Source organism: Pseudomonas sp. OTU5201, assembly GCF_038440135.1.
Lineage (GTDB): Bacteria > Pseudomonadota > Gammaproteobacteria > Pseudomonadales > Pseudomonadaceae > Metapseudomonas > Metapseudomonas resinovorans.
Window position 1 is genome coordinate 15,073 of record NZ_JASATC010000034.1, and the last position, 11,393, is coordinate 26,465.

Below are 11,393 nucleotides of genomic sequence, written 5' to 3' on the forward strand. Positions count from 1 at the left end.
CGTTCAGCCTGGTTCCGGCAGCCCTTGCGGATCGGGTTCGTTGTGACCGGCTGACGGCTGCGCGAGCGCCAGTTCGATGCGGTTGCGACCCTGACGCTTGGCGCGGTAGAGCGCCTGGTCGGCGCGCTGGAATGCGGCGTCGCTGGGCTCACCCGCGAACAATGCAGTGAGACCGGCGGAAAGGGTGATGGACACCCGCTCGCCCTTGAAGTGGAAGGGACAGACCTCGATGGCCAGGCGCAGGTTGTCGAGCAATTGCTGGCCACCTTCCATGGGCGTCGAGGGCAACAGCAGGACGAACTCTTCACCGCCGAAGCGGGCGATGAAGTCGGTCTTGCGCAGGCGTCGGCTGAGTTCGCCGGCAATGATCTTCAACACCTTGTCGCCGGCCAGGTGGCCGAAGCCGTCATTGATCCGTTTGAAGTGATCGATGTCGATCACCGCCAGCAGCAGGTCACCACCATAGCGCTGCTGCCGGGCCAGTTCGATTTCCAGTCGCTCGTTCCAGGCCGCACGGTTGGGCAGGCCGGTGAGGGGGTCTTGCAAGGCCCTCAGGCGCTGAACTTCGAGGTTGTCGTGGAAGGTCTTGGCCTCTTCTTCCATGGTCGCCACCCGCGTCATCAGCACCTGCAGACGTTCACCCACTTCGTGCTCGCGGGCCGTGCGCTGTTGCTGGTAGCGGTGCATGGTGTCGAGCAGACCGTCCAGGCGCTGCTCCAGGCTCTGTTTCAGGTGGTCGAGGTCGGTGGCGTCCTGCACGCTGGCCTGCAGGCCGCTGACCTGCTCGCGCAGCTGGTCGTCCAGCGCGCGGGCATTGCCCAGCGACTCGGCATAGCCTTCCTGGGCCGCGCTGAGGTGTTCGAGGAACAGCACCAGGCGCTGATTGAGTTGCTTGAGGTAGCCGGCGAACTCACGATGACCACTGTCGGTTACGGCCAGCACCAGCACGCCGAGGTCGTCCAGCACCGGTACCAGCTCGTACCAGTTGAGACCGCCTTCCAGGCGCTGGCGCAGCGCCACGGCCTGGGGTTGGTGATGCTCGGGCAGGTCCAGCTCATCGAGCAGTGAGCGCAGGCTGTCGGCTACATGAGGGGCAATGGCGCTGTATCCCGGCTCCGGCGGGGCGGGCAAGGCATAGTCGGGGTCGCCTTCGCCGGTGAGGATGGCGGCGGCCAATGGCAGGCTGTCCAGTGCGCTGCTCCGTACAGGAGCAGCCGGGGTCACCCGCGGCTGTAGGGCTTCGACAGGAGCATGCGCCTGCGGCGGGGGAGCCGGCTCGGCGGCGGGCGGTGTCTCGTCGACGGGCACCGGTGGGGTGTCATCGCGCGCGGCTGTAAGTTCGGCTTCGCGGGGTACCACGGACGGCGTGGCTGGCACCGGCGCGGCCTCCGTCGGCATCTCGTCCCGACCGCTGCCGAACAGGCGCTGCAGCAGCCCCGGCTTGACCACCGTCGCGTCGTCGCTGGACAACGCCTGCAGGGCCTGGCCCTGGAGTACGCCCAGCTCAGCCAGCAGTGCCGGCATTTCGCGCGATTGGCGCGCGCGTTCGTCGATCCTTTTCGCGAACTGCTTGAGGCTCTTGCGCACCTCCCGCGGCAAGTCGAGTGCAAGCATGCGGTCGGCAATGCCGGTGAGGGCGCTGACGTTCTGTTCGATTCGCTGCTGACGGCGCTGCTCGGAGTCCAACACGGCCTTTTCCAGTCGCGGGATCAGGGCCGAGAGGCCGGCGTCCATCTGCTCGCTACGGATAATTTCGCGCAGCTCCTGCATGCACAGGTCGACCGCCTTGTCGGAACCCTCGGCCGCCAGGGAACTGCGTACCAGGCCGCGACGCAGCAAGTCGAGGCGGGCGTCCCAGCGCTTCTCGATCTTCTCCTGCTGTTCGAGGTTTTCCAGGTATTTGGCTTTCCAGCGCTGGGCGTCGTCGCTCATGCAGGGATTCCGCGCTTGGGTTCGCTGAGGGTAAGGGGCAGATCGGCCCGCAGTTCGTCGGGCAAGCGTATGTCCACCGCCACCGGCAGGTGGTCGGAGATCGACTGGCTGAGTACTGCCACTCGCTCCAGGGTCAGGCTGGGGCTGAGCAGGATGTGGTCGAGGCAGCGTTGCGGGCGCCAGCTGGGGAAGGTCGCTTCGACCTGGGGGGCCAGGAGGCCGAGATCACGTAGGGGCGAGAACTCCAGCAGGTCGTTGGCGTGGGTGTTCATGTCACCCATCAGCACCAGGTGGCGGTAGCCGCTCACCAGCTCGCGGATGTAGGCCAGTTGGCGGGTGCGGGTTCGGGCGCCGAGGGACAGGTGCATCATCACCACGGCGAGCGCATCGCGCCCCTTGCCGAAGCGCATCAGGATCGCGCCACGGCCGGGCGGCCCCGGCAGCGGGTGGTCTTCCAGCAGGTTGGGTTGCAGGCGACTGAGCAGGCCATTGCTGTGCTGGGCGATGCGCCCGAGATTGCGGTTGAGCTGCTGGTACCAGTAGGGGAAGTCACCAAGCTGGGCGAGGTGCTCGACCTGGTTGATGTAACCGGAGCGGATGCTGCCTCCGTCAGCCTCCTGCAGAGCGACCAGGTCGTAGTCGCCGAGCAGGGCGCCGATGCGCTGGAGGTTCCCAGCGCGCCCGTTGTGCGGCAGCAGGTGCTGCCAGCCACGGGTCAGGTAGTGATGGTATCGCTCGGTGCTGATACCGACCTGGATGTTGAAACTGAGCAAACGCAAGCGGCCATCAGCAGGCAGCTTGCCTTTGTCGCAATGGGGGTTCACCCGTGCATCGCACGAGCTTGCCGCCCTTTCACCCACCCAGCGTCTGAGCATCGGGCGAATGCGCCGCTTATTTCGCGGCGCGCTCCTTCTCGATCAGGTGCTCGGCGACCTTGAGGGTCTGCTCCGGACCACCCGAGGAGCTGATGTCGAAACGGTACTTGCCGTTGACCACCAGGGTCGGCACGCCAGTGATCTGGTAGGCCATGGCCAGCTTCTTGGCTTTTTCCATCTGGCTCTTCACGCCAAAGGAGTTGTAAGCCTTGAGGAAGGCGTCCTTGTCCACACCTTGAGCGGCAAGGAACTCCGCCATTTCATCCGGGGTAGCGAGCTTCTTGCCTTCCTTGTGGATGGCTTCGAACACGGCTTTGTGCACCTGATGTTCAACCTTCATGCTTTCGAGGGTGATGAACAACTGGCCGTGGACGTTCCACAGGCCGCCGAACATGGCAGGAATACGAACGAAGTTGACGTCTTCCGGCAGCTTCTCGGCCCAGGGGTTGAGCGTCGGTTCGAACTGGTAGCAGTGCGGGCAGCCGTACCAGAACAGCTCCACCACTTCGATCTTGCCGGGAACGGATACCGGGACCGGGCTGCTCAGCTCGACATACTGCTTGCCGGCCTCGATGTCGTCAGCCTGGACGGCGCTCATGCCCAGCAGGCTGGCACCGGCAAGAACGGCGGAAAGTATCAGGTTACGCATGCTTCACTCCTTGAGGGGTAATGGGGCCGCAGGGGCCATGATTCGACCTGCGGCAATGCGGCGGGTTCCGGCCATTGTAACGGGCCTGGGAACGAAAAAGGGTGGCCTAAGCCACCCTCCTTCCGGTTCCAGACATCGACCCTTAGTGTAGGCCCTGGATGTAGCTGGACACCGCTTCGATGTCCTTGTTGCTCAGCTTGGCCGCGATGCCGCGCATGATCATGCTGTCGCCATCGTTGGTGCGGTTGCCTTCGCGGAAATCGGTCAACTGCTTGGCCACGTACTGGGCATGCTGACCACCCAGATGCGGGAAGCCGGCGGCCGCGTTGCCGGAGCCATCAGGAGCGTGGCAGCCGGTGCAGGCCGGCATGCCCTGATCGAGCTTGCCGCCACGGAACAGCGCTTCGCCACGAGCGACCACTTTTGGATCGGCGGCGCCAACGCTGCCTTTCTGGCTGGCGAAGTAGGCGGCGATGTCAGCCAGGTCCTGATCGCTGAGGTTGTTCAGCAGACCGGTCATTTCCAGCACGGTGCGGTTACCGGCCTTGATGTCCTTCATCTGCTTGAGCAGGTAGCGCTCGCCCTGGCCAGCCAGTTTCGGGAAGTTCGGGGCGGCACTGTTGCCATCCGGGCCATGGCAGGCACCGCAAACAGCGGCTTTGGCCTGGCCAGCCTTGGCGTCACCAGCGGCGTGGGCCATGCCGGTGATGCCAAGGGTCAACAGCAGACTCACGATTACTTTGTTCATCAGCTAATCCAACTACGGCTAAAGGGTAAAGGTGTTATGCGCCGGGCTACTTTATTGGCTCATCCACTGGATGACGGCCTTGTAGTCCTCGGCACTGCAATCCATGCACAGACCTTTCGGCGGCATGGCGTTCAAACCATTGGTGACGCTCTGCACCAGAGTGTCCATGCCCTTGGCCATGCGCGGTTCCCAGGCAGCCTTGTCGCCTTTCTTCGGCGCCATCGGCAGCTGACCACTATGACAGGCAGCGCAGGCCCGGTTGAAAACCGCTTCCGGATCCTGAGCTGCTTGCGCGGCGAAGGACAGCGCCGCAAGGCTAGCGACGAGCAGTATTTTCTTCATGATCAACCTCATCGGAGGGCATTGCCGCGCATTCTGTCGTGCGTCGGTCGCTGCCGTGGACACCAGACCCTGGGGGATAAAGCGCACACTAAATCCGCGGCATTATATACTGGCGATGCATAAACGGAAACGAAACCGCCCTCTGCGACACCGCGTCGCACCCCTTGGATTCCCCATGTCATTGAAGAACCCCATACTCGGTCTGTGCCAACAGGCCCGCTTTCTCATCAGTGCCGCCAAGGTCGACCAGTGCCCTCCGGATAGCGGCCTGGAAGTGGCTTTTGCCGGCCGTTCCAACGCCGGCAAGTCAAGTGCGCTGAACACCCTGACCCACGCCAGCCTGGCGCGCACCTCGAAAACGCCGGGACGAACCCAGCTGCTGAACTTCTTCTCCCTGGATGAAGACCGTCGCCTGGTGGACCTGCCAGGCTACGGTTATGCGAAGGTGCCGATTCCCCTCAAGCAGCACTGGCAGCATCATCTGGAGGCCTATCTGAGCAGCCGCGAAAGCCTCGCCGGCCTGATCCTGCTGATGGACATCCGCCACCCGCTGACGGACTTCGACCGCCTCATGCTGGACTGGTCCAGCGCCGGCAACATGCCGATGCATATCCTCTTGACCAAAGCCGACAAGCTGGCCTTCGGTGCGGCGAAGAACGCACTGCTCAAGGTGCGCCAGGAAATCCGCAAGGGTTGGGGCGAAGGTGTGTCCATCCAACTGTTCTCGGCACCCAAGCGCCAAGGCATCGAAGAAGCCCATGCCGTGCTCGCGCACTGGCTGCAGCTGGACCTGGAAGAAGGCGAGGCCGAAGTCTGAATCGCAGGCAAAAAAAACCCCGGACTTCGTATGGGGAGGGGGAAGTTCGGGGTTTAAGTCTGAACCGCTAGGGCGGGGTTCAGATATCTGCCAACACTAAACACAGCAAAAGGAGCATCGAAGGGCTTCACCAGCCGTTCAGTTGTGTGACTCCCCCGCCTCGCAGAAAGTTCAGACTGATTATCAAAACAGTTTGCTATGAAAATAAACCCGTTTATTCGATCAAGAACTAAGCGTCTGTTTCATTCCTGAAACAGGCGCTCGCTCCGAGGGCGCACTCAATGCGCCTCGTCCCAGTTGTCACCCACGCCCACTTCCACGACCAGCGGCACGTCCAGTTCGGCGGCACCACTCATCAGCGGACGAATCCGTTCGCTCACCTGCGCCACCAGGTCCTCCCGCACTTCCAGCACCAATTCGTCGTGAACCTGGAGGATGACGCGGGCATCCAGACCGCTTTCCTGCAGCCAGTCGTCCACAGCGACCATGGCGCGTTTCATGATGTCCGCCGCGGTGCCTTGCATCGGTGCGTTGATCGCAGTGCGCTCGGCACCCTTGCGCATGGCCTGGTTCTTCGAGTGGATTTCCGGCAGATACAGGCGACGCCCGAACAGGGTCTCGACGAAGCCCTGCTGCGCGGCCTGCTCACGGGTGCGTTCCATATAGGCCAGCACGCCGGGGTAGCGGGCGAAATAGCGATCGATGTAAGCCTGGGCCTCTTTGCGGTCGACGCCGATCTGCTTGGCCAGGCCGAAGGCGCTCATGCCGTAGATCAGGCCGAAGTTGATCGCCTTGGCACTGCGACGCTGGTTGTTGCTGACTTCGTCCAGCGGCACGCCGAAGACCTCGGAGGCGGTGGCGCGGTGCACGTCGCGGTCGTGGCGGAAAGCATCCAGCAGGCCTTCATCCTTGGCCAGGTGAGCCATGATGCGCAGCTCGATCTGCGAGTAGTCCGCCGCCAACAGCTTGTAGCCCTTGGGCGCAACAAAGGCCTGGCGGATGCGACGCCCCTCGGCGGTGCGGATCGGGATGTTCTGCAGGTTCGGATCGGTCGACGACAACCGCCCTGTGGCCGCTACCGCCTGATGGTAGGACGTGTGGATGCGCCCCGTGCGCGGGTTGATCTGCTCCGGCAGCTTGTCGGTGTAGGTGCTCTTGAGCTTGCTCAGGGAGCGGTACTGCATGATCACCTTGGGCAGCTCGTAATCCTGCTCGGCGAGGTCCGCAAGCACGTTCTCGGCGGTGGACGGTTGCCCGGTCGCGGTCTTGGCCAGCACCGGCAGACCCAGTTTCTCGTAGAGAATGGCACCGAGCTGCTTGGGCGAACCGAGGTTGAATTCCTGCCCGGCCAGGTCATAGGCCTGGCGCTCCAGCGCCACCATCTTCTCGCCCAGCTCCAGGCTCTGCTGGCCCAGCAGCTTGCCGTCGACATAGGCGCCATTGCGCTCGATGCGCGCGAGCACCGGCACCAGCGGCATCTCGATCTCCTTCAGCACCTTGGCCAGGGACGGGATGGCTTCCAGCTTCTGCCAGAGGGCCTGGTGCAGGCGCAGGGTGACGTCCGCATCCTCGGCCGCATAAGGACCAGCCTGCTCGAGGGCGATCTGGTCGAAGGTCAGCTGTTTGGCGCCCTTGCCCGCAATGTCCTCGAAACGGATGGTGCTGTGGCCCAGGTACTTGAGGGCCAGGCTGTCCATATCGTGGCGGGTGGCCGTAGCGTCCAGCACGTACGACTCGAGCATGGTATCGAAGGCAATGCCCTGCATGGTGATGGGCGTCGAGGCATTGGCCAGGACGTTCATGTCGTACTTGGCGTGCTGGCCAACCTTGGCCTTGGCGGGGTCCTCCAGCAGCGGCTTGAGGGCCTTGAGCACGGCGTCGCGGTCCAGCTGCGCCGGCACGCCCATGTAGCTGTGGGCGAGCGGAACATAGGCGGCTTCCCCAGCCTCGACGGCGAAGGACACACCCACTACCTGCGCCTGCTGGGCGTCGATGCTGGTGGTCTCGGTGTCGAAAGCAAAGAGCTGCGCGGCTTCAAGCTTCTTCATCCAGGCGTCGAACTGCGCTTGCTCCAGCACGATCTCGTAGCGCTTTTCGGCCTCGGCCACCGGCGCTTCTTCCAGCGCGAGCTGCTCGCCACTGGACTTGGCCTGGCGTTGCAGATCATCCAGCCAAGTCTTGAATTCCAGGATGCGGTAAAGCTCGGCCAGGGATTCGCGGTCCGGCTCGCCGGGGTGCAGGGAGTCGATTTCGACGTTCAGCTCCACGTCACACTTGATGGTGGCCAGTTTGTAGGACAGGTAGGCCATGTCCTTGTGCTCTTCGAGCTTGGCCGGCAGGCCCTTGGCGCCTCGGATCGGCAAGGCGGGCACCTTGTCCAAGCTGGCATAGAGCACGTCGAGCCCCCCACCCACACCGGTGAGCAGGCCGAGGGCGGTCTTCTCGCCGACGCCGGGCACGCCCGGGATGTTGTCGACCTTGTCGCCCATCAGCGCCAGGTAGTCGATGATGAGTTCAGGACCGACACCGAATTTCTCCTTCACGCCATCCACGTCCAGCGCGCTACCGGTCATGGTGTTGACCAGCGTAATGTGCCCGTCGACCAGTTGCGCCATGTCCTTGTCACCGGTGGAGATCACCACCGGGCGGCCGCCCGCGGCGCTCTGCCGGGCCAGGGTGCCGATCACGTCGTCGGCTTCCACGCCTTCCACACAGAGCAGCGGCAGGCCGAGGGCACGGACGCTGGCGTGCAGCGGCTCAACCTGCACCCGCAGCTCGTCCGGCATCGAGGGACGATTGGCCTTGTACTCGGCGAACATCGCATCGCGGAAGGTGCCGCCCTTGGCGTCGAAGACCACCGCGAAGGGGCTGTCCGGATACTGCCGACGCAGGCTCTTGAGCATGTTCAGCACACCTTTGATCGCACCCGTGGGCAAGCCGGCGGAGGTGGTCAGCGGCGGCAGGGCATGGAAGGCGCGGTACAGATAGGAGGATCCGTCCACCAGGACGAGGGGGGCTTGGCTCATGCGTGAAATCAACCTTTATTCACCGGACCCGAAGTAGAATGGACCGATCATTGACGAGAAGGGACAAGGTTACCATGCGCGCACTGAACCGCCTTTTGCTGGCCGGCCTGCTGGCCGTCGCTCCAGTCGCCTCGTTCGCCGCCGACGAGCCATCCGGGGAACCGGACGTCACCATCCGCCAGGAAGGCGACAAGACCATTCAGGAATACCGCGTCAACGGTTTCCTCTACGCCATCAAGGTGACCCCGAAGGGCGGCAAGCCGTACTTCCTGGTTCGTGCCGACGGCGAAAGCAACTTCGTCCGCTCGGACAACCCCGACATGCTTATCCCTGCGTGGGAAATCTTCAGCTGGTAGCGCACACGCAACCCCGTAACAAGGTAGTCCAATGTCCGTATTCACCCCGCTCGAACGTCCGGAACTGGAAGCTTTCCTCGCCCCTTACGGGCTGGGCCGGCTGAAGGATTTCCAGGGTATTGCCGAAGGCTCCGAGAACAGCAACTTCTTCGTCAGCCTGGAACAGGGTGAATACGTGCTCACGCTGGTTGAGCGAGGGCCGAGCCACGACCTGCCCTTCTTCATCGAACTGCTCGACGTGCTTCACGACGCGAACCTGCCGGTGCCCTTCGCCCTACGTACCAAAAGCGGTGAAGCCCTGCGTGAGCTGGCAGGCAAGCCGGCGTTGCTGCAACCGCGCCTGCCGGGCAAGCATGTACACCAGCCCAATGCCCATCACTGCGCGGAAGTCGGCAGCCTGTTGGCGCGCCTGCACCTGGCCACCCGCGAGCGGGTGCTGGAGCGCAAGAGCGATCGCGGACTGGACTGGATGCTCAATGAAGGCCCGTCGCTGGCCTTGCAACTGGACGGGCACGCGCTGCCGCTGCTGCGCGATGCGCTGAAGGAAATCGCCGAGGTGAAGCAGCGCTTCCTCGCCCTGCCACGCGCCAACCTGCACGCCGACCTGTTCAAGGACAACGCGCTGTTCGACGGCACCCACCTGTCCGGGGTTATCGACTTCTACAACGCATGCGCCGGCCCCATGCTCTATGACCTTGCCATCTGCCTGAACGATTGGTGCTCGGACGCCGACGGTCGCCTCGACGCCCCCCGCGCCCGCGCCCTGCTCGGCGCCTATGCCGCACTGCGGCCGTTCACCGCCGCCGAAGCCGAACTCTGGCCGACCGCACTGCGCATCGCCTGCGTGCGCTTCTGGCTGTCCCGCCTGATCGCCGCCAACACCTTCGCCGGGCAGGACGTGCTGATCCACGATCCCAATGTGTTCCAGATGCGGCTGGCGCAGCGGCAGAAGGTCGAGGTGGCGTTGCCGTTTGCCCTCTAAGCCCAGGTCGGGCGCGCTTTTCTGTAGGGGCGAATTCATTCGCCAAGGGCAGCGCAGCTGCCCCCTTCAAACCTGCAGGGCAGGCCTTCGGCCTGCTTGGCGAATGAATTGGCTATGTCTCCGTTAGCTGTTGAAACGTTGAGTGAAGCCTTCTAGCGCGGGCCCTCTAGGCTTCCGCGCCAGCCGGATACAACCCTCACCCCCGCCCCCGCCCTGCGCCCCGGCCTGATCGCTTCGCGCTCAGGCGTTCATCGCCACCGGAAGCATTGCTTCCGAAAGCGTGCCTCTTCACCCCAGAGGGCAAGGGGTGACTCGCGCCGACGAGGCATGAGTCATCCTGAAGCCCACACGGGCCTGATACCAGGCAGACGAGGTGGGGCAGAGACTGCGCCCCTTCAGGAGGCTGAGCGGAATCGTTGTGAAACGGAGCGAAGCGAAGTAACAGCCGAAGGCTGGCCCGCAGGGCGAGCGTAGCGAGTCAGGGGGACGAGCGGCATGGATGCCGCGAGTGGCGTGTGGGGCCAAGGATGGCCCCTCGCGCCGTGCCCCCGGACGCTGCTTGCAGCGAACGCACTTCAGTGCGGCCCGAAGGGCGAGCGAAGCGAGTAACAACGATGGAGGGAGGGAACCCCGGCGAAGCCGGGGCCGGATGCAGGGGCAAGCCCTTTGGTTCCTTTCTGGCGTTTGAGAAAGGGACTCGCCTGGGAAGGCGAAACCAGAAACATCCGCAGAACTCGGCAAGCAGCCTGGCTCAGGACGTTCTAGCAACACTTAATGCAGACATAGCCAATGAATTCGCCCCCACGAGGTTCGTTTCGGTCTGACGCCCTTCAAAACGCATGCTCTGCCCTCGCAAAGACCAAATCGGTGGCAGACATCCCTGTCGTTACTCCTCTGCCCAAGTTCAACCCCGGCCCGGCCATCCATGGCCGGTCATTCGCCGGGGCATCGCAAGCGTTGCCTTTTCCGGCTCACCCACACTTGGAATGCCCACAGTTGAGACAGGTGGCGCAACCATCCATCTGCACCACAGCCTGTGTGCTGCATTTGCCGCAGAGCTGGGCGCCCGGCGGGAAACCCTCACCGGGCTCGGCGGTGGAGGTGCCCAGGCTGGCTTCGTAGGCGGCGCGCTTTTCGGCCAGGTAGAGCTTGTGCTCCTCGTCCAGCTTCTGGCCTTCCATCAGGCCGATGGCCACCAGGTGGCGCTCCAGCACGGCACCGATCTCGGCCACCAGCGACGGCATGTAGACGCCTCCACGCTTGAGGTAGCCGCCACGCGGATCGAACACGGCCTTCAGTTCTTCCACCAGAAACGTGCAATCGCCGCCCTTGCGGAACACCGCCGACATGATGCGGGTGAGAGCGACTATCCACTGGAAGTGCTCCATGCCCTTGGAGTTGATGAAAATCTCGAAGGGCCGGCGCTGCTCAAAGGCGGTGCCCAGGTTGAGCACGATGTCATTGATGGTCACGTAGAGCGCGTGCTCGAACAGCGGCGACTTGATCTTGTAGGTGGCACCGACCAAGGTCTCCGGGCGCTGCAGGGTCTCGTCCATCTGCACCACGGCAGCCGCTTCCTCGGCGGCTTTGCGGGCCTTTTCCTGGTCCAGGTCCACCAGGCTGAAGCCCTTGATCTTCTTTTCGATCTTGATGGTCATGGCGGCCT

The 11,393-nt window shown here is 63.6% G+C and carries 10 protein-coding genes; 3 read left to right on the plus strand and 7 right to left on the minus strand.

Features of this window, described 5'->3' with window-relative positions; all coding sequences use genetic code 11:
- Window positions 1–3 precede the first annotated feature (3 nt).
- From AAHM40_RS19805 to AAHM40_RS19825, 5 genes are all read right to left on the minus strand, one after another.
- Entirely contained in the window at window positions 4–1,932 is a 1,929-nt protein-coding gene (locus tag AAHM40_RS19805) for a diguanylate cyclase (protein ID WP_342246162.1), read from the minus strand.
- Window positions 1,929–2,807 (minus strand): endonuclease/exonuclease/phosphatase family protein, encoded by an 879-nt coding sequence (locus AAHM40_RS19810; protein WP_342246163.1) that lies wholly within the window; start codon window positions 2,805–2,807, stop codon window positions 1,929–1,931. The genes AAHM40_RS19805 and AAHM40_RS19810 overlap by 4 nt, the downstream gene beginning before the upstream one ends.
- A 16-nt stretch (window positions 2,808–2,823) precedes the next feature.
- The gene (locus AAHM40_RS19815; protein ID WP_342246164.1) at window positions 2,824–3,456 is read right to left on the minus strand and encodes a thiol:disulfide interchange protein DsbA/DsbL; all 633 of its coding nucleotides are present in this window, start codon (window positions 3,454–3,456) and stop codon (window positions 2,824–2,826) included.
- Window positions 3,457–3,598: 142 nt separating this feature from the next.
- Entirely contained in the window at window positions 3,599–4,204 is a 606-nt protein-coding gene (locus AAHM40_RS19820) for a c-type cytochrome (protein WP_342246165.1), read from the minus strand.
- 51 nt (window positions 4,205–4,255) lie between these two features.
- Entirely contained in the window at window positions 4,256–4,546 is a 291-nt protein-coding gene (locus AAHM40_RS19825) for a c-type cytochrome (protein WP_028627087.1), read from the minus strand.
- A gap of 175 nt (window positions 4,547–4,721) precedes the next feature.
- Between AAHM40_RS19825 and yihA the strand changes: the two genes are divergently transcribed.
- Window positions 4,722–5,363, plus strand: coding sequence for a ribosome biogenesis GTP-binding protein YihA/YsxC (gene yihA / locus AAHM40_RS19830; protein WP_342246166.1), 642 nt, complete (start codon window positions 4,722–4,724; stop codon window positions 5,361–5,363).
- Between the two features lie 278 nt (window positions 5,364–5,641).
- Here yihA and polA read toward each other — a convergent pair whose 3' ends face one another.
- On the minus strand, window positions 5,642–8,389 hold the full coding sequence (gene polA, locus AAHM40_RS19835; protein ID WP_342246167.1) for a DNA polymerase I: 2,748 nt from the start codon (window positions 8,387–8,389) through the stop codon (window positions 5,642–5,644).
- A 74-nt stretch (window positions 8,390–8,463) separates the two neighbouring features.
- On the opposite strand from polA, the gene AAHM40_RS19840 reads away from it, so the two are divergent.
- Window positions 8,464–8,745 (plus strand): DUF2782 domain-containing protein, encoded by a 282-nt coding sequence (locus tag AAHM40_RS19840; protein WP_342246168.1) that lies wholly within the window; start codon window positions 8,464–8,466, stop codon window positions 8,743–8,745.
- Window positions 8,746–8,776: 31 nt separating this feature from the next.
- Window positions 8,777–9,727: a homoserine kinase gene (locus AAHM40_RS19845; RefSeq protein ID WP_342246169.1), complete on the plus strand. Its 951-nt coding sequence runs from the start codon at window positions 8,777–8,779 to the stop codon at window positions 9,725–9,727.
- 971 nt (window positions 9,728–10,698) lie between these two features.
- On the opposite strand, the gene AAHM40_RS19850 is transcribed toward AAHM40_RS19845, so the two are convergent.
- Window positions 10,699–11,385 (minus strand): TSCPD domain-containing protein, encoded by a 687-nt coding sequence (locus AAHM40_RS19850; RefSeq protein WP_342246170.1) that lies wholly within the window; start codon window positions 11,383–11,385, stop codon window positions 10,699–10,701.
- Window positions 11,386–11,393: the final 8 nt, after the last annotated feature.

Excerpts from the sequence above, each read along its gene's own strand:
- AAHM40_RS19840 (WP_342246168.1), top strand. The coding sequence starts at position 8,464 with ATGCGCGCACTGAACCGCCTTTTGCTGGCCGGCCTGCTGGCCGTCGCT.
- yihA (WP_342246166.1), top strand. The coding sequence starts at position 4,722 with ATGTCATTGAAGAACCCCATACTCGGTCTGTGCCAACAGGCCCGCTTT.
- AAHM40_RS19845 (WP_342246169.1), top strand. The coding sequence starts at position 8,777 with ATGTCCGTATTCACCCCGCTCGAACGTCCGGAACTGGAAGCTTTCCTC.
- AAHM40_RS19850 (WP_342246170.1), bottom strand. The coding sequence starts at position 11,385 with ATGACCATCAAGATCGAAAAGAAGATCAAGGGCTTCAGCCTGGTGGAC.
- polA (WP_342246167.1), bottom strand. The coding sequence starts at position 8,389 with ATGAGCCAAGCCCCCCTCGTCCTGGTGGACGGATCCTCCTATCTGTAC.
- AAHM40_RS19820 (WP_342246165.1), bottom strand. The coding sequence starts at position 4,204 with ATGAACAAAGTAATCGTGAGTCTGCTGTTGACCCTTGGCATCACCGGC.
- AAHM40_RS19815 (WP_342246164.1), bottom strand. The coding sequence starts at position 3,456 with ATGCGTAACCTGATACTTTCCGCCGTTCTTGCCGGTGCCAGCCTGCTG.
- AAHM40_RS19825 (WP_028627087.1), bottom strand. The coding sequence starts at position 4,546 with ATGAAGAAAATACTGCTCGTCGCTAGCCTTGCGGCGCTGTCCTTCGCC.
- AAHM40_RS19805 (WP_342246162.1), bottom strand. The coding sequence starts at position 1,932 with ATGAGCGACGACGCCCAGCGCTGGAAAGCCAAATACCTGGAAAACCTC.
- AAHM40_RS19810 (WP_342246163.1), bottom strand. The coding sequence starts at position 2,807 with ATGCTCAGACGCTGGGTGGGTGAAAGGGCGGCAAGCTCGTGCGATGCA.